This window comes from Sphingomonas sp. SUN039, from assembly GCF_024758725.1.
GTDB lineage: Bacteria > Pseudomonadota > Alphaproteobacteria > Sphingomonadales > Sphingomonadaceae > Sphingomonas_O.
Genome location: NZ_CP096972.1, coordinates 752137 through 769568 on the forward strand (window position 1 = coordinate 752137; position 17432 = coordinate 769568).

General features: G+C 65.0%; 19 protein-coding genes and 1 tRNA gene. 15 read left to right on the plus strand and 5 right to left on the minus strand.

Going from position 1 to position 17432, the window contains the following annotated elements; translation table 11 throughout:
- The first annotated feature begins 21 nt into the window (after positions 1–21).
- From tsf to fabZ, 10 genes are all read left to right on the plus strand, one after another.
- Entirely contained in the window at positions 22–960 is a 939-nt protein-coding gene (gene tsf, locus M0209_RS03740; protein WP_258886963.1) for a translation elongation factor Ts, read from the plus strand.
- A 64-nt stretch (positions 961–1024) separates the two neighbouring features.
- Positions 1025–1747, plus strand: coding sequence for a UMP kinase (gene pyrH / locus M0209_RS03745; RefSeq protein WP_258886964.1), 723 nt, complete (start codon positions 1025–1027; stop codon positions 1745–1747).
- Positions 1747–2304 (plus strand): ribosome recycling factor, encoded by a 558-nt coding sequence (frr, locus tag M0209_RS03750; protein ID WP_258886965.1) that lies wholly within the window; start codon positions 1747–1749, stop codon positions 2302–2304. Before pyrH ends, frr begins: the two co-directional genes overlap by 1 nt.
- Before the next feature lie 67 nt (positions 2305–2371).
- Entirely contained in the window at positions 2372–3115 is a 744-nt protein-coding gene (locus M0209_RS03755) for an isoprenyl transferase (protein WP_258886966.1), read from the plus strand.
- Complete coding sequence (locus M0209_RS03760) at positions 3116–3793, plus strand: phosphatidate cytidylyltransferase (RefSeq protein WP_258886967.1); 678 nt, start codon at positions 3116–3118, stop codon at positions 3791–3793.
- Positions 3775–4956, plus strand: a complete 1182-nt coding sequence (locus M0209_RS03765) for a 1-deoxy-D-xylulose-5-phosphate reductoisomerase (protein WP_258886968.1) — start codon at positions 3775–3777, stop codon at positions 4954–4956. Before M0209_RS03760 ends, M0209_RS03765 begins: the two co-directional genes overlap by 19 nt.
- Positions 4953–6077: an RIP metalloprotease RseP gene (rseP, locus tag M0209_RS03770; RefSeq protein WP_258886969.1), complete on the plus strand. Its 1125-nt coding sequence runs from the start codon at positions 4953–4955 to the stop codon at positions 6075–6077. Before M0209_RS03765 ends, rseP begins: the two co-directional genes overlap by 4 nt.
- A gap of 75 nt (positions 6078–6152) precedes the next feature.
- A complete protein-coding gene (bamA, locus tag M0209_RS03775) occupies positions 6153–8813 on the plus strand; it encodes an outer membrane protein assembly factor BamA (RefSeq protein WP_258886970.1) in 2661 nt (886 codons plus the stop codon).
- On the plus strand, positions 8813–9412 hold the full coding sequence (locus M0209_RS03780) for an OmpH family outer membrane protein (RefSeq protein ID WP_258886971.1): 600 nt from the start codon (positions 8813–8815) through the stop codon (positions 9410–9412). The genes bamA and M0209_RS03780 overlap by 1 nt, the downstream gene beginning before the upstream one ends.
- 8 nt (positions 9413–9420) lie before the next feature.
- A complete protein-coding gene (gene fabZ / locus M0209_RS03785; protein ID WP_258886972.1) occupies positions 9421–9867 on the plus strand; it encodes a 3-hydroxyacyl-ACP dehydratase FabZ in 447 nt (148 codons plus the stop codon).
- Between the two features lie 265 nt (positions 9868–10132).
- On the opposite strand, the gene M0209_RS03790 is transcribed toward fabZ, so the two are convergent.
- Positions 10133–10672 carry a hypothetical protein gene (locus tag M0209_RS03790; protein WP_258886973.1) on the minus strand — a complete coding sequence of 180 codons (540 nt, stop codon included), beginning with the start codon at positions 10670–10672 and terminating at the stop codon, positions 10133–10135.
- Between the two features lie 109 nt (positions 10673–10781).
- On the opposite strand from M0209_RS03790, the gene rpmE reads away from it, so the two are divergent.
- The 3 genes from rpmE (at position 10782) to M0209_RS03805 (ending at position 11682) form a co-directional block, all read left to right on the plus strand.
- A complete protein-coding gene (gene rpmE, locus M0209_RS03795) occupies positions 10782–11009 on the plus strand; it encodes a 50S ribosomal protein L31 (RefSeq protein ID WP_258886974.1) in 228 nt (75 codons plus the stop codon).
- 35 nt (positions 11010–11044) lie between these two features.
- The gene (locus M0209_RS03800; protein WP_258886975.1) at positions 11045–11554 is read left to right on the plus strand and encodes a 2'-5' RNA ligase family protein; all 510 of its coding nucleotides are present in this window, start codon (positions 11045–11047) and stop codon (positions 11552–11554) included.
- A gap of 51 nt (positions 11555–11605) precedes the next feature.
- Positions 11606–11682, plus strand: a tRNA-Met gene (locus M0209_RS03805).
- Between the two features lie 138 nt (positions 11683–11820).
- Here the strand turns inward: M0209_RS03805 and M0209_RS03810 are convergent.
- Genes M0209_RS03810 through M0209_RS03825 form a run of 4 tightly spaced genes read right to left on the minus strand, consistent with a single transcriptional unit; the run spans position 11821 to position 14587 of the window.
- On the minus strand, positions 11821–12597 hold the full coding sequence (locus M0209_RS03810) for a hydrolase 1, exosortase A system-associated (RefSeq protein ID WP_258886976.1): 777 nt from the start codon (positions 12595–12597) through the stop codon (positions 11821–11823).
- The gene (locus tag M0209_RS03815; RefSeq protein ID WP_258886977.1) at positions 12582–13265 is read right to left on the minus strand and encodes a hypothetical protein; all 684 of its coding nucleotides are present in this window, start codon (positions 13263–13265) and stop codon (positions 12582–12584) included. Before M0209_RS03815 ends, M0209_RS03810 begins: the two co-directional genes overlap by 16 nt.
- Positions 13262–13528, minus strand: a complete 267-nt coding sequence (locus tag M0209_RS03820; protein WP_258886978.1) for a phosphopantetheine-binding protein — start codon at positions 13526–13528, stop codon at positions 13262–13264. Before M0209_RS03820 ends, M0209_RS03815 begins: the two co-directional genes overlap by 4 nt.
- Before the next feature lie 33 nt (positions 13529–13561).
- Entirely contained in the window at positions 13562–14587 is a 1026-nt protein-coding gene (locus M0209_RS03825; RefSeq protein WP_258886979.1) for a GNAT family N-acetyltransferase, read from the minus strand.
- Positions 14588–14633: 46 nt separating this feature from the next.
- Here M0209_RS03825 and M0209_RS03830 point away from each other — a divergent pair, with 46 nt between their 5' ends.
- Both M0209_RS03830 and M0209_RS03835 read left to right on the plus strand, forming a co-directional pair.
- A complete protein-coding gene (locus tag M0209_RS03830; RefSeq protein ID WP_408988175.1) occupies positions 14634–16127 on the plus strand; it encodes an acyl-CoA ligase (AMP-forming), exosortase A system-associated in 1494 nt (497 codons plus the stop codon).
- The gene (locus M0209_RS03835) at positions 16124–17335 is read left to right on the plus strand and encodes a pyridoxal-dependent decarboxylase, exosortase A system-associated (RefSeq protein ID WP_258886980.1); all 1212 of its coding nucleotides are present in this window, start codon (positions 16124–16126) and stop codon (positions 17333–17335) included. The genes M0209_RS03830 and M0209_RS03835 overlap by 4 nt, the downstream gene beginning before the upstream one ends.
- Positions 17336–17432 lie beyond the last annotated feature (97 nt).

Genomic DNA, 17432 nt, shown 5'->3' on the forward strand with positions numbered 1-17432 from the left:
ACAATAATAAGGAAGATCGAAATGGCCGAGATCACTGCCGCTCTCGTCAAGGAACTGCGCGATGTTTCGGGCGCGGGCATGATGGACTGCAAAAAGGCGCTGTCGGAAACCGGCGGCGACATGGATGCCGCGGTCGACTGGCTGCGGACCAAGGGGCTGGCAACGGCGGCGAAGAAGGCCGGTCGTACGGCTGCCGAAGGTCTGGTTGGCGTCGCGACTTCGGGGACCAAGGGGGCGGCCGTCGAGGTCAACTCCGAGACCGACTTCGTGGCCAAGAACGACCAGTTCCAGGCGTTTGTCGGCGACGTGACGGCGCTCGCGCTCGCCACGGATGCGAACGACATTGCCGTGCTCGCCGCCGCGCCGATGGGCGAGGGAAGCGTGCAGGACAAGCTGACCGCCAACATCGCAACCATCGGCGAGAACCAGTCGCTGCGCCGCGTGCGGACGCTGAGCGTCAACGAGGGTGCGGTGGTCAGCTATGTCCACAACGCTGCGGCCCCCGGCATGGGCAAGATCGGCGTGCTGGTCGCGCTCGAAGGCAATGCGAACACCGGTGCCATCGAGGCACTGGGCAAGCAGCTCGCGATGCACATCGCCGCTGCCAGCCCGTCGGCGCTGCACGAAGAGGGCCTCGACGAGGCGCTCGTCAGCCGCGAACGTGCCATCGCCATGGAAAAGGCCGCCGAAAGCGGCAAGCCGGCCGATGTCGTCGAGAAAATGGTCAACGGCGCCATTGCGAAGTTCCGCAAGGAAAATGCGCTGCTCAGCCAGGTTTTCGTCATGGATAACAAGACGAAGATCGCCGACGTCGTCGCGGCTGCGGCGAAGGACGCAGGCGGCAGCATTGCGCTGGTCGACTATGTCCGATTCCAGCTCGGCGAAGGCATCGAAAAGGCCGAGAGCGACTTCGCGGCCGAAGTCGCCGCCGCGTCGGGCGTGCCGCAGCCCGTCAACTGAGCCAATGCTTCACAAGTGCGCGACGCGGGCTTAAGGCTCGCGCCGCCTCTTGACGAAAGCCGACATGCCACAGCCCTATCGCCGTATCCTGCTGAAACTCTCGGGCGAAGTTCTGATGGGGCCGGGCGGCCTCAGCATCGACCCCGAGGTCACCGCGCGCGTCGCCAGCGAGATCGCCAATGCCAAGGCCATGGGCTTCGAGCTGTGCGTCGTTGTCGGCGGCGGCAATATCTTTCGCGGAATCGCTGCGGCAGCGAAGGGATTCGAGCGCGCTACGGCCGATTATATGGGCATGCTCGCGACCGTGATGAATGCGCTCGCGGTGCAGAATGCGCTGGAGGCCATCGGTGTCGAAACCCGTGTGCAGTCGGCGATTCCCATGGCGAGCGTCTGCGAACCCTATATCCGGCGCCGCGCTGAGCGGCATCTGGAGAAAGGTCGCATCGTGATTTTTGCGGCGGGGACGGGCAATCCGTTCTTCACTACCGACACCGGTGCCGCACTGCGCGCCGCCGAAATGAAGTGCGATGCGCTGTTCAAGGGCACTTCGGTCGACGGTGTCTATGATGCCGACCCGAAAAAGGTCGCCTCGGCAAAGCGTTATGATACAATCGATTATTCGACAGTTCTCGCAAACGACCTGAAGGTTATGGATGCGTCGGCCGTGGCCTTGTGCCGCGATAACAATATTCCGATCGTCGTGTTCAACATCCGCGAACAGGGCAATCTCGCCCGGGTTCTGGCGGGCGAGGGCGTGGCGACGATCGTGACCCGGGAGAATGGATAATGGCTGCTTACGATAAATCGGATCTCGAACGCCGCATGCACGGCGCGGTCGAATCGCTGAAAGGCGACCTCGGCGGATTGCGGACGGGGCGTGCCTCGATCAACCTGCTCGATCCGGTGACCGTCGAGGTCTATGGCGCGCACATGCCGCTCAATCAGGTCGCCACCGTCAGCGCGCCCGAGCCGCGGATGCTGTCGGTGCAGGTCTGGGACAAGTCGAACGTCGGCCCCTGCGAAAAGGCGATCCGCGCGGCGGGGCTCGGCCTCAACCCGATGACCGACGGCACCACGCTGCGCCTGCCGATCCCCGATTTGACCGAGGAGCGCCGCAAGGAACTGGCTAAACTTGCGGGACAATATGCGGAGAAGGCCCGCATTGCGGTCCGCAATGTCCGGCGCGACGGGATGGACGCGCTTAAGATCGACGAAAAGAAGCATGAAATCAGCGAAGACGAGCGCAAGCGCCACGAGACCGAGGTCCAGAAGCTGACCGACGCGACCATCGCCGATATCGACGCGACGGCGAGCGCGAAAGAGAAAGAGATTCTGGGGAAGTGACGGACTTCCTAAATCCTCTCCACCTCGTGGAGAGGACGGCGCAGCGAAGCGGAGCCAGGAGAGGCCTGTGACGTCGGCGACCGGGCCTCTCCCGACCGCTGCGCGGTCGCCCTCTCCACAAAGTGGAGAGGGTGAGACCCCCCGTCATGTCGCGATTATCATGGACGGGAACGGGCGCTGGGCGAAGGCGCGGCACCTGCCGCGTGTCGCGGGCCATCGCAAGGGGATCGAGACCGTCCGCGTCGTGACGCGCGCAGCGCGGTCGCTCGGCATCGAGGTACTGACGCTTTATGCGTTCTCGTCGGAAAACTGGCGGCGTCCGGCCGAGGAAATCAGCGACCTGATGGGGTTGCTGCGCCACTTCATCAAATCCGACCTCGACGAACTGGCGCGCGAAGGCGTCAAGCTGCGTGTCATCGGAGACCACACTGCGTTCGCCCCCGATCTGGTCAAGATGATCGACGGCGCGCTGGCACGGACGGCGGCCAATACCGGTTCGACCCTCGTGATCGGTCTCAATTACGGCTCGCAGGACGAGATCGTCCGCGCCGCGCGGGCACTAGCGGGACGCGATCCGGCGATGATCGATGCTGCGGCCATTGAGACCGTGCTCGACACCTCTGGCTTGCCGCCGGTCGATCTGCTGATCCGCACCTCGGGCGAACACCGGCTGTCGAATTTCATGTTGTGGCAGGCGGCCTATGCCGAACTGCTGTTCGTCGACACGCTCTGGCCCGATTTCGGCGCGGACGAGTTGCGCGCGGCGGTCACGGCTTACGGGTTGCGCGAGCGCCGTTTCGGCGGGCTGTAGATGGGCGAGCTGACCAAGCGCATATTGTCGGGCGTCATTCTTGCCGCGCTGCTATTCGGCGATGTCTGGGTGGGGGCAGGGTGGTTTGCCGCTTTGCTCGCCGTCGGCGGCGTGATCCTGTCGCGCGAATACCTCCGGTTGATCTGGCGCGGCTGGCCGTCGTCCACCGCACGGGTTTTGTGGAGCCTGTTCGGCATCGCCTATATCGGTGCGGCCATCGCAGGCCTGTGGGTGGCGCGCAGCACCGAAGAGGGCTTTTTCGTCACGATGGTTTTGTTCGGTGTCGTCTGGGCGACCGACATCGGTGCCTATGCCTTCGGGCGGGTAATCGGTGGGCCGAAGATCGCGCCGCGGATCAGTCCGTCGAAGACCTGGGCCGGGCTGGTCGGCGGTATCCTCACCGTTGCCGCCTTCATCCTGGTGGTGTTCAGCTACCGCACCGAGCAATATCCGAATCAATGGGGAATTGCCCTGCCGCTGTCGATGATCGGCGCGGTGCTGATCGCGGTCATTGCCCAAGCGGGCGATTTCTTCGAAAGCTGGCTGAAAAGGCGGGCGGGAATGAAGGATTCGGGGGCATTGATTCCAGGGCACGGTGGGCTGTTCGACCGCATCGACGGGCTGTTGCCGGTCGCCATATTGTTCGGCGGCATCATCGCATGGCTGACTCCGGCATGATCCGGCGCAGCGTCACCATTCTCGGCGCGACCGGCTCGGTCGGCACCTCGACGCTCGACCTGATCCTGCGCGAGCCGGAAAAGTTCAGCGTCGTCGCGCTGACCGCGCATCAGGATGTCGCCGGGCTGGCCAAGGCTGCGCGCGCCACCGATGCCGAACTTGCGGTGATCGGCGATGCGTCGCTGTACGGCGCGCTGAAAGATGCGCTGGCGGGGACGCGTACCGAAGTCGCCAGCGGCTGCGACGCGGTGACCGAAGCTGCAGGGCGCGGCGCCGACTGGACGATGGCGTCGATTGTCGGGTGCGCGGGGCTGCCTGCAACGCTTGCCGCCCTGCGTGGCGGGCGCACGGTCGCGCTCGCCAATAAGGAGTCACTGGTCTCGGCGGGTGACGTCATGACGGCAGTCGCGGCGGAGTCGAAAGCGCAACTCCTCCCCGTCGACAGCGAGCATAACGCGATTTTCCAGTGCCTCGCGGGAAGCCCGCGCGAGCGCGTTCGTCGCATCGTGCTGACCGCGAGCGGCGGCCCGTTCCGGACCTGGAAGCGTGAGGACATGGCGGGCGTGACTCCCGAGGTCGCGGTCAAACACCCTAACTGGTCGATGGGCGCGAAAATCAGCGTGGATTCGGCAACCCTGATGAACAAAGGCCTTGAGCTGATCGAGGCGAAGCACCTGTTTGCGTGTCGCCCCGACGAACTCGCTGTCGTTGTGCATCCGCAGTCGGTGATCCATTCGATGGTCGATTATGTCGACGGCTCGACCATTGCCCAGCTCGGCTCACCCGATATGCGCGTGCCGATCGCGTCGACGCTTGCCTGGCCCGACCGGATGGAAACGCCGTGCACGCCGCTGGATTTGCCCAGCATCGGACGCCTCGATTTCGAGGCACCCGATCTCGAGCGATTCCCGGCATTGCAGCTCGCGATGGATGCGCTTGCTGCCGGTGGCGCGCGTCCGGCGGTACTGAATGCCGCCAACGAGATTGCGGTCGCCGCGTTTCTGGCACGGCGGATCGGGTTTCTCGAAATCGCCACCTTGGTCGCCGATGTGCTCGACCGCTACGATCCTGCGGCTCCTGCCAGCGTCGAGGACGTGTTTTCTGTGGACGGCGAGGCGCGCCGCATTGCCGCCGCCTTTGTGGAAGACAGGGCTGTCGCATGATCGAAACCCCGAATTTCCTGTGGGCCATCGTGTTCTTCCTGATCGCGATCTTCCCGCTCGTCGTCATTCACGAACTTGGGCATTACCTCGTCGGGCGCTGGTTCGGCGTGAAAGCCGAAGTCTTCTCGATCGGATTCGGACGGCGGATTGCGGGCTGGACCGACAAACGCGGGACCGACTGGCGGATCGGCTGGCTCCCGCTCGGCGGTTACGTCCGGTTCGCAGGCGATATGACCGCGGCGGGGCAGACCGATCCGGCCTGGCTCAACCTTCCTGCCGAGGAACGCAACAAGACGTTTCAATCGAAACCGGTATGGCAGCGTGCATTGATCGTGTTCGCCGGTCCTGCGGTGAATTTCCTGTTCGCGATTGTCATGCTCGCGGGACTGTTCGGCGTGTACGGCGAGCCGCGCATTGCGCCGCAGATCGGGGTTTTCACCGCCAATTCGGCGGCACAAGCGGCGGGGATGAAGATCGGCGACCGCATCCTCTCGGTCGATGGCGGCGAGATCCGGCGGTTCGAGGACATCGGCCTGATCGTGCAGGCGCGTGCCGAGCAGCCGACGACCTTTGTGGTGGACCGGCAAGGGACGCGCGTTGTCCTCGACATCACGCCGCGCCGGGAGACAATAAAAGACATCACGGGAGTCGGCATCCCGACGGGGCGGATCGGCATCGGTCCATCGAGCATCGAACGCGTAAAGTTGTCGCCGGTCGAACTGCCCGGGGCGGCCACGCGGTTCATCGTTTATTCGGTGCGGACGATGGTAGTTGCGATGGGGCAGATCGCCACCGGCAATCGCTCGGTCAAGGAACTCGGCGGGCCGGTGAAGATGGCCGCGACGTCGGAAAAGGTCGCGCAGCTCGGCTTTGTCAGCTTTCTGTTCTTCATGGCCATGGTGTCCATAAATCTGGGGTTCATTAACCTCCTGCCAATTCCCACGCTCGATGGCGGTCACCTCGCATTCTATGCGGTCGAGGCGGTCCAGCGTAAACCGGTCGGGTTGGCGGCGCAGGAATGGGCATACCGGTCGGGTCTTATCGTCCTGCTCGCGTTCATGCTGTTCGTGACGATCAACGATCTGGCGGGCTTCGGTCTGTTCGGCCGGTTCGCGGGTTGATTGCCGGACGGGCATCGGGCAGGGCGTGGCGGCATTCACGGACTAGTGGCGGGATTTGAGTTGAAAGCTGAACTTATGGGTTTCCAGGGTCGCCGCACGATCTCGCTATTGATGGTCGGGACGATGCTGGCCGGCGTGCCGGTTATCGCCTCCGCGCAGCAGCGTCCGGCCCGTCCCGCGCCGGTCGACCTGACCACGGTGCCGACCCCGCCGCGCGCCGCGCCGACGACGGGCAGCACGATCACGTCGATCACGGTGATCGGATCGCAGCGTATCGAGCCCGAAACGGTGCGGTCGTACCTCAAGCTGCGTCCCGGCGGGCCGTACACGCAGGAACTGGGCGACGAAGCGATCCGCGACCTGTTCGATACCGAATTGTTCGCCGACGCGCAGATTCGCGACGATAACGGTGCACTCACCATCCTCGTCCGCGAAAACCCCGTCATCAACCGCATCGTGTTCGAAGGGAACAAGCGGCTGAAGGAGGACAAGCTCTCCAAGGAGCTGAAGCTCGCGCCGCGCCAGATTTTCACGCGCAGCAAGGTGCGCGCCGATATCGGCCGCATCGTCGAACTCTACCGTCGCCAGGGCCGCTTTGCCGCGACGGTCGAGCCGAAAATGGTCACGCTCGACCAGAACCGCGTCGATATCGTCTATGAAATCAGCGAGGGTCCGAAATCGAAGGTCCGCCGCATCAACATCATCGGCAACGAGGTGTTCAAGGACAAGAAGCTGAAGGGCGAGATGGCGACGAAGGAATCGTCGATCACGCGCATCTTCTCGTCGCGCGACACCTATGACGCCGACCGGCTGGCCTATGACCAGGGCAAGTTGCGCCAGTTCTACCTGACGCAGGGCTATGCCGATTTCCGGGTGATCTCGGCGGTCGCCGAACTTACCCCCGACAAGCGCGATTTCATCCTGACCTATGTTGTCGAGGAAGGGCCGCGCTATAAATTCGGCGATGTGCTCGCCGAGAGCGAAATCCGCGACTTCAAGCCCGAAGTGATCAAGGCCCAGCTGCCGATGAAGACCGGCGACTGGTACAACGCCAAGGCGGTCGAGGACACGGTCGAGAACATCACCAAGACTGCCGGGCTGTTCGGTTATGCCTTCGCCAACGTCGATCCGGTGTTCAACCGGAACAAGGAAGACAAGACGATGAACATCACGTTCCGCGTCGGGGAAACCCCGCGCGTGTACGTGGAGGCGATCAACGTCAACGGTAACACGCTGACGCAGGACAAGGTGCTGCGGCGCGAGTTCCGCCTTGCCGAAGGCGACGCGTTCAACGCGTTTTCGGTCAAGCGTTCGGAAGACCGCATCAAGTCGCTTGGCTTCTTTCAGGAGAAGTTCGAGATCGCGCAGCGCCAAGGCTCGGCCCCCGACCGCATCGTGCTCGAGGCCAATGTCGAGGAAAAATCGACCGGCGAACTCCAGTTGTCGGCGGGCTTCTCGTCGCTCGAACGCTTCATCCTCAATGCCTCGATCCGCCAGCGCAACTTCCGCGGCAAGGGTCAGGAACTGCGCGCTTCGGTCAACTATTCGACCTATTCGAAATCGGTCGAGCTGGGCTTTACCGAACCCTATCTGTTCGACCGCAATATCGCGCTGGGCGGCGATATTTTCCGGCGCGATTACAACAGCTTCAACTTCGTCGGTAATACGCGCAACACGACTTACGCCCAGACGACAACGGGGTTCCAGATCCGCGCCGGTCTGCCGCTCACCGAATATTGGTCGATGGCGCTGCGCTATGGTTTGAGTTTCGACGAGGTATCGCTCGACCCGAACACCTATTTCTACAACGGCGCGTGCGACCCGCTGATCGCCGGGCGTTATCTGTGCGACGCGATCGGCAACCGCTCGACATCGTCGGTCGGCTACAGCATCGTTTTTGACAGCCTGAACAACCGCATCCGCCCGAGCCGCGGCACGCGCTTTGTCTTCAGCCAGGATCTGGCTGGTCTCGGCGGGTCGGTCAAATATCTGCGCCAGACGATCAATGCCGCCAAATACTGGCCGGTGCTGGGCAATTTCATCCTGTCGATCAGCGCGGAGGCCGGTTCGATTCTGCCGCTTACCGGGACACCCGCGAACGGGGCCGATCCGGTGCGCCTGACAGACCGGTTTTTCCTCGGCGAGCCCCAAATCCGTGGCTTCGATATTCGCGGCGTCGGTCCGCGTGTGCTGCGCGTTCCCTATATCAGTACGACCGATGCCAATGGAGTGGTGACGACCTCGCTCAGCACCGACCGGACGCAATATGGCGACGACGCGCTCGGCGGCCGCGCCTATTACATGAGCCGGCTCGAACTGGAGATTCCGCTCGGTTCGGGAGCCAAGGAACTCGGCCTGCGCCCGTCGATCTTCCTCGATGCAGGTGCCGTCTTCGGTGTCCGGACGCCGACGCTGACCGACACACTCGGCGCGCCGATCGTCCGCGATATCCTCGACACCTCGGGCAATACGCAGTGTATCAACCAGACCGACAGCACCCTGACAGTACGTCCCTCTACCGGCTGCGCGACAGGCACGATCGACTATGCCAGCTCGATCCCGGCGTTCAAGGAAATCTTCCTCGGCAATTCGCCACGTCCGCGCGTGTCGATCGGTATCGGCGTCAACTGGAACTCGCCGTTCGGACCGTTTCGTATCGATCTCGCCAAAGTCCTGCTCAAGGAAGAGGGCGACCAGACCAAAACACTCACTTTCAACGTAGGAACCCAATTCTGATGAAGAACATCCTCATTGCGGCGTCGCTCGCCGCGATCGTGCTCGGTACGGCTCCGGCGTCGGCACAGAGCCGCGCTCCCGCCACGATGATGATCGTGGTCGATACCGGCAAGATTTTCGCCGAGTGCACCGCGTGCAAGGCTGCGCAGGCCGCGCTCAAGGTTCAGGCCGACGCTATCCAGGCGCGCCAGCAGGCGCTCGCCACCCCGCTCCAGACCGAGGGTCAGGCAATCCAGGCTGCTGTCAACGCGTTGAATGGAAAAGAACCCGACGCCGCGCTGAAGGCACGCGCCACGGCGTTCCAGACCAGGCAGCAGGACGCGCAGAAGGAACTCGCCGGTCGCGAAGAAACCTTCAACCGCAATCGCGCCTATGTCGGGCAGCAGGTCAGCGCCAAGCTGAACCCGATCATCGTGGCGACCATGAAGGTGCGCGGTGCGAATGTCGCGGTCGATCCCAATCCGCAGATCATTCTCGCCTATGAGCCCGCGCTCGACGCGACCAACGATGTGCTGGCACAGCTCAACGCGCAGCTGCCGAGCGTTTCGACGATTGCCCCTGCCGCGCCCGCCACGCCAGCAGCCGCCCCGGGACGTTAAGTCCGGCTATGGGCGAGATCGACATCCGGGGCGTGATGGAGGCCCTGCCGCATCGCTTCCCGATGTTGCTCGTCGACCGGGTCGAGGAACTGGTCGTCGACGAACGTATCGTCGCGATCAAGGCGGTGACGATCAACGAACCGTTCTTTGCCGGACATTTTCCCGGCCGCCCGATCATGCCGGGTGTCCTCATCGTCGAGGCGCTGGCACAGGCGGCGGGGATATTGGCGGTCGAATCGCTCGGACTCGCCGGTTCGGGCAAGCTCGTCTATTTCATGGCGATCGACGGTGCGAAATTCCGCACGCCGGTGGAGCCAGGCTGCCTGCTGCGGCTCGAGGTCGCCTTCGTCCAGAAGCGGGCGACGGTGTGCAAATTCTCCGGGCGCGCGATGCTCGGCGACAAGCTCGCCGCAGAAGCGAGCTTCACCGCAATGATCGCGGACGCACCGGCCTAGAGCGTGATGACGTCAGATTGCACCGTCGTGATTGCCCTGTGAAGTTCACCGGGAAGGAGCGGCGCGCAGCGCGGGCTGGTGGCCCGTGCCAGCGTCGCGACGCACCCGGTGGACTTCACAGGGCAACCCCTTCGGGGCGGTCGCCTTTTGGCGCAAGGCTTCGTCGCTCGTCGGTCGCGGGGGCATAGCCCCGCTCGCCTCCTCGCTCCTCGCCCTGCACCAAAATCCGCTCCGTCACGGCGGTGCAATCTGGCGTCATCACGCTCTAGATTACCGGTATTGTTGTTTTGGCCGCGCGCCGGGCGCGTGCTGCTAACCGGCGCTGTTCGCGGGCAGCCGCACGTTCTGCGGCCTTCTCGTCGCGTCTGTCCTCGGCAGCGGTCGACTCGACATATTCGTAGCCGGCCGGGATACGTCGCGCCGCGCCACCGACGATGATTTCCATATTTGCGGCGTCGTCGCTCTCATCGAGCGGTTTCACGACGACGCTGGAAATCGGTGCGATGCGGGCATCCGCTGGCGCCGGGGCTGCGGCGTCGGCATCGACGCGCGGCGTCTGTTGCGCATGAACGAGCGCACCACTGCCCAGCGCCACCGTGGCGAGCACCGCTTTGGCGAGCGGCCGCGAATAGCGGACGCAGAGTTCACCTGCGGCCTTGGCCATCAGCCGTCGCCGCTGGGCTTCGGTCGTGCCGTCGAGATTGTGAACAGTCTGGCCGCAATGCCTGCAGTCGTTCCCGGTCATCACCGTGTCGAGACGGTCGGCAACAGGGCAGGGGCGCGCGATGGCAGGGAACCAGCTCATGACGATTGCGAGTTTGTCAGAACGCGAGCCACTTGCCTAGAGCAGACAATGTGCTAACGGCCCGCGCTTGGTCTGCCGGTCGGAAACCGGCGACATCGCAGGAATAGACATGAAAAGCACCGGCCACCCCGATTACCACATGATCAAGGTCAAGATGACCGATGGCACCGAGTTCGAGACGCGCTCGACCTGGGGCAAGGAAGGCGATCTGATGACGCTCGAAATCGATCCGCTCGCGCATCCGGCATGGACCGGCGGCAAGGGCACGATGCTCGACGCCGGTGGCCAGGTCGCGCGCTTCAACAAGCGTTTCGGCGGTCTCAGCCTCAAGAAGTGAGCGGTCCGGAGCCATCCGCTCCGGCCCCCCTTATCGTGACAGCGCTGCTCGGACGAGAGGACTTCGCCTGGGCGGATGCCCTGCGTCGCGCGCATTTTCCGCCCGAGCGGAACTTCTTGCGTGCGCATGTCACCCTGTTCCACCATTTGCCGCCGTCGGTAACACGCGAGTTATGCGACCTCTTGAAGGACGAGACGCGCGCGCCCGCGCCTGCCGCACGGCTGGCTTCGGTTGTGTCGCTGGGACGCGGCGTCGCCTACCGGATCGACAGCCCCGATCTGACGGCAGTGCGCGCGCGCATTGCCGACCGGTTCGCGGCGGTACTGACCCCGCAGGATAGCGCGGGCTGGCGTCCGCATATCACCGTGCAGAATAAGGTCGCCGCCGATGTCGCGCGCGCCTTGCTGGCGACGCTGTCCGCCGGTTTTGCGCCACGTCCGCTCAGCATCGGCGGGCTGGCCGTCTGGCGATACCGAGGCGGCCCTTGGGAACCCGTCGGCGCGTGGGCCTTCGGGACCGGGCACGCGATAAAGCCACCCTGTTGACGCGTTTCGCGGCGCTGGTATAGGCCGCGCTCCCGGACGGGGTCCGAACGGGGCGGAGTAGCTCAGCTGGTTAGAGCAGCGGAATCATAATCCGCGTGTCGGGGGTTCAAGTCCCTCCTCCGCTACCATTTCGCGCTACACAAAACCTTCCGGTGGAAGGTTTTGGGCGCGAAATCCCGAGCCGAAGGCGAAGGGCGAGCGACCGGACAAAATCGTCCGGGGGAAGATTTTGCGTCGGAAATCCTGAGCAAAGCGAAGGGGCGTCGTCACCCCTCACTTAGTGCCGTCTCCAGCACCCGCACCAGACCTCCGAATTCGCTTTCGCCCGCAAAACTGTGCGACGCCGTTTCGATCCGTTCCACCTTCACCGCCGGGTCGCCCCGCCAGACATCGGCAAAGGCGATTGCGGTCGCATCGCCGGTCGCCAGCAAGATCGTCGTCGGGATCGGCGATGCCTCCAGCGCGCGGACGGTCTTGTCGGCGAGGCTATCGGGCTGCGCGGGCTTGGCGGCGGCGAGGCGGCCGAGCCCTTTCGCGAGCTTGCCCATATCGATCTTGCCGGTGAGCAGCGCCTTCCAGGCTTCCGGATCGCGCAGGCGGCGCACGTAACGGTCCTTGATCGCGGCAGGCGGCGGCATTTCGCCCGTCGAGGGGATGACCCAGAGATTGGCAAGCACGCGGGCATCGACCGGCGTCCCGTGCAATGCGAGCGCGGTTGCCGCGTCGCAATTGCCGAACGCGACGATGTGGGTGAGGGCAGGGCATTCGCGACGGAATGCGTCGAGTGCGGCGATGATGTCCGGCCCGCTGAAGCGGAACCCCCGGTTGTCGCCTTCGCTGTCGCCAACGCCGCGCCGATCAAAGCGGAACACGGGATAGCCCTTCGCCGCGATAGCCGCGGCCAGTTCGGCCATGCCGCGATGCGCGCCACTGCGGATTTCGTTGCCGCCGGAGACGATCAGCAGTCCCGCTTTGTCCGCCGCGTCGTCGAGCGACCCGACCAGCGTTGCACCCTCGCAGGTAAAGGTCAGCGCACGCCGCATGACGTCATCCATTGAGCTATGTCGGTGACGGCAGCGGCGGCGAGCGCCGGATCGTGGTCGGGCTCCGCGCGCCTCCACAAGGGGGTACCATCAAGCCGCACATCGGCGTCCCCTGCTTCGTCCTCCAGCCGCACGGTGCGAATCGTGCCGTCTGCGGCCGGAATGGCGGTTTCGAGCGCGGAAAACAGGTCCGGGTGGATGAGGTTGCCCGCCAGCGCCGTCGGCTGCGTGCGCGCTGCCGCTTCGAGTTCGCCCGCCTTGATCCCTGCCGTCATCGCCGTCGCGCGGACCATGTCGCGCAGCAGCCGTGCGCCGGTTTCGGGCGCAAGCCGCCAGTGCCGTTCAGTGGCGGCAAAGCCGTCGAGCAGGGCTCCTCCACGCAGACTGACGGTCGCTACAGGCGCTGGCAGTGCGGCAATCGCCGTCCGCCAGTCGGCGAACCGTGCATCGACGGTCGCGAGCGGGCTGTCGTTGGTGCCGGGCAAATCGGGGAGCATCGACGCGACGCCCGTTGCCGCGAGGCCACGAATCACCTCGACCAGAAAATGCCGCGTACGGTTCGCCTCCTCGAACAAAGGGGGCAGGACCAACACCAGCGGCGCATGGTCGGGGCCGAATTTCAGCATCGCCTCGCGCTCGTCTCCGCGCCAGGCATAGCGATGGATCACGCGCGGACCTTGCTCTCGGCGAAGTCGCACAGCGCACCGAAGGTCGCGAGCATATCGCCATCGACATCGTCGTCGTCGATCACGATGCCGAGCCGGTCTTCCATTTCGGTCAGCAGCCCCGCCACCGCCATCGAATCGAGTTCGGGCAAGCTGCCGAACAGCTCGGTGTCGACGTCGAACGCATCGACGCGCGACTGCGAAATGCCGAGCACATCGCGCAGGACACCGCGCACCACCCGTTCGACTTTGCTTGCCCCGCTCATCCGGCCCTCGTTAGCGAAGATAGACGCGCGCCGTTAGCCGCTGCGCCCGCGCCCGACAAGCGCGCGCAGCCCCGATTTGGCGGCACCGATCAGCCCGCTCGGCTTGCGCGGGTTATAGAGCTCGACCCGCATTCGCATGACGCGCGTGTCCATCCAGTCGGCTTTGTAACGGTCGTCGCCGGTGCCGAAATCTATCAGGTCGACCCGGTCACGGTCGATGACATGCTCGAACATCGCCTGCGACAGGATCGTGCCCGGCGACAGCTCGGCGACGTCCTCGCGGTGCGCGAGCTTGTGGATGATCGCCACACCGTGTTCGACAGTCCATAACTGCGCCGCGACCGCACGACCCTCGATGCGCGCAATGCCCAAGCGCAGCGCGCCTGCCGCGCCTTCGTCTTGGGCCATCGCCCGGACGAAATCGAGCGATCCCTCCTCGGGTTTCCAGCTGTCGGCGTAGATGCTGGCGTAATCGTCCCATGCGTCTGCGTCGAAGCGGTCGAGGATGGACAGCTCCATCGGCGTCTTGGCAGCTTTGCGCTTGGCGGTCGAGCGGAGCTGGCCGGGGCGTTCGGCCCAGAATTCGGCAAAGGTCTTGCCGGTAACGTCGATGCTCCAGTTCGCGGTCTGCGGCGTGACGCGGGCGACCCAGCCGGCGCGGGCAAAGCCGCTGCGGAGCAATTCGGCTTCGGCTTCGGGAACATGGTCGAGCATGATCGAGGCAAGGCGTGAACGCAGACGGCGGGCAATCGCGACAATCAGCGCACGGGCAGTGGCTTCCGGGGGCGCACCGGTGACGATCAGGCGAAAGGCGAGCGTGTACCAGCTGGCCAGCCCCCTGGCGGCATTGCCGGTCTCGGCAAGAAAGAGCCATGCGTCGCTGCCCTCGGCACGGGCGCGGACGATCAGCGGGCGGTCGCCGGGCGTGCAATGCGTCCAGGTCCGTCGGAACCAGTCGAGCCGGTCGAACAGGCTGCGCCCCGCCTCGCGGTCGAGCGAACCGCGCGCGGCGCTTTCCGCATCGGCGAAGTCACGAAATATTTCACCCTTTACCCACATAGGGCTATCTCCGCCGTCGCGCGCATGTTGCTGGAGCCTGTTCCGGGTGCAAGTCCTTGAGTCAAAACACTGTCCGATCGACCACGTCGCCCTGTCAGGTGACGGCGATGCACCTGCTTTGGTTACCAAATCGGTAACCATAAGCTTCGCGCAGCTTGAAACGATGGTCGGGACGCTGGCGGGGGCGTTGCAGGCGCGCGTGCCGGAACCCGGCGCTCGGGTGGCGACATGGCTACCTAAAACGGTCGAGGCGTGCCTGATGCCGCTCGCCGCGCCGCGCGCGGGGCTGGTGCACGTGCCGGTGAATCCGGTGCTCAAACGCGCGCAGGTCGCGCATATCCTGTCCGACAGCGGGGCATCGCTGCTGCTGACCAGCGCGGCGCGCGCGGCGACGCTGGAAGCGGGGGACGTGCCCGAGGGGTGTGCCGTGTGGCTGGAGGAGGAGGCGCGCGCTGTCGATGCAACAGCGTTGCGGCCATCCAGCGCCGATCCCGATACTCTCGCCGCCATTCTCTACACCTCGGGGTCGACCGGCCGACCAAAGGGGGTGATGCTCAGCCACGCCAATCTGTGGCTCGGGGCGGTCAGTGTCGCGCACTATCTCGGGCTGCAGCCCGACGACCGCACGCTCGCCGTGCTCCCGCTCGGCTTCGATTACGGCCAGAACCAGCTGTTCTCGACGTGGAAAGCAGGCGGGGCAGTCTATCCGTTCGATTTCCTCATGCCCAAGGACGTGTGGCGTGCCATCGAGCGCGAGGGGATCACCACGCTGGCGGCGGTGCCGCCGCTGTGGCTGCAACTCGTCGAAACCGAGGCGCCGCCCGCGCAATCCATCCGCCGCATCACCAATTCCGGCGGCGCGCTCACCCCTGCGCTCATCGACCGCTTGCGCCCGCGGGTACCGAACGCCGATATCTACCCGATGTACGGCCTGACCGAAGCTTTCCGTTCGACCTATCTGCCGCCTGCGCTGGTCGCGTCGCACCCCTCGTCGATGGGCTGCGCCATTCCCTTTGCCGAGGTGATGGCGGTCGCGCCCGACGGGAGCGAGGCCGCCTCCGGCCAGCCGGGCGAACTGGTCCATGCCGGGCCGTTGGTCGCGCAAGGCTATTGGCAGGACGCCGAACGCACCGCGGTGCGCTTCAAGCCCGCGCCCGGGTGGTCGCAAAGCGGCGGCATGGCGGTGTGGTCGGGCGATACGGTGAAGCGCGATGCTGACGGCCTGTTCTATTTCGTCGGCCGCGACGACGAGATGATCAAGACCAGCGGCCATCGCATCAGCCCGCTCGAGATCGAAGAAGCGGCACTGGCGAGCGGCGTCGTTGCCGAGGCGGTGGCGCACGCGATCCCCGACCCTGCAACGGGACAAGCGACGCGGCTGGTACTGCGCGGCACCGGCGACAGCGAGGCTCTGTCGGCGCACCTCAAGCGCGAACTGCCCTCGCACATGCAACCCAAAACCATCGAGTGGCGCGACGAGTTACCCCGCAACGCCAATGGGAAGATCGATCGTTCTGCGATCCGGAGCGAAGTCGCATGAAGCCCTTCGGCACCATTCCGCCCTGGTGGGATGCCGCGCGCATGGATCGTGCGCTGGCGGCGAGCAGCGTGGCGACGCCCTGCTTCGTCTATGACCTCGACATCGTCCGCGACAAGGTCGCGACATTGCGCGCGGCGCTGCCGCCGGGGGTCGGCATTCATTACGCGGTCAAGGCAAATCCGCTTCCCGGGATCATCGCGGCGCTGGCCGCGCTCGTCGACGGCCTCGACATTGCCTCGGCGGGCGAACTTGCGCTGGTCGAGAGCGCCGCGCCGCACGCGCACGTCTCGTTTGCCGGACCCGGCAAGCGCGACAGCGAGATCGAAGCGGCCATTCGTGCCGGTGTCACGCTCAACCTGGAATCCGAAGGCGAAGCGGACCGCGCGCTCGCCATTGCCAGCCGCCTCGGCATCGCCCCCAAACTCGCCGTTCGCGTGAACCCAGATTTTTCGCTCAAGGGCTCGGGCATGAAAATGGGCGGCGGCGCAGCGGCCTTCGGGATCGATGCCGAGCGTGTAGCGCCGCTCGTCCGCCGTTTGATCCAGACCGGAGCCGACTGGCGTGGTTTCCACATTTTCGCCGGCAGTCAGGCACTCGACAGCGAAGCCATCGCCGCGACCCAAGCCGCCACGGTCGAACTCGCCGGGCGGCTGGCGGAGGAAGCGGGTGCGACCCCGCCGTTGGTCAACCTCGGCGGCGGCTTCGGCATCCCCTATTTCGCAAACGACGCAACCGTTGACGTCACTTTCGTCGGCGCGCGCCTCGGCGATGCCCTCGCCGCACGTGCCGACAGCCTAAAGACCAGCCGCTTCGCGATCGAACTCGGTCGCTGGCTCGTCGGCGAGTGCGGCGTCTATCTATCGCGCGTCATCGACCGCAAGGAAAGCCGGGGCGAGACTTTCCTCGTCACCGACGGCGGCCTGCACCACCAGCTGGCTGCGAGCGGCAATTTCGGGACCGTCGTCCGCCGCAACTACCCCATCGCCGTCGCGACGCGCTTCGCCGAACCTCCGTCCGAAATTGTGAACATTGTCGGATGCCTGTGCACACCGCTGGACAAGCTCGGCGACAGCGTGTCGATGCCGCGCGCGGACGTGGGTGACGTCATCGCGGTGTTCATGGCGGGGGCTTACGGGGCCAGCGCCAGTCCGGCGGCGTTTCTGGGCCACGGCCCCGCGCCGGAACATATCATCGGTGCCGCTGACTAACGTCCGCAACTGACGTCACCACTAACGCAATATTCACCTCTCGCGTCCTAGATGGGGACGCTTTCATGGGGTTGGCGCGGGTCCGGACGTCCGGGCG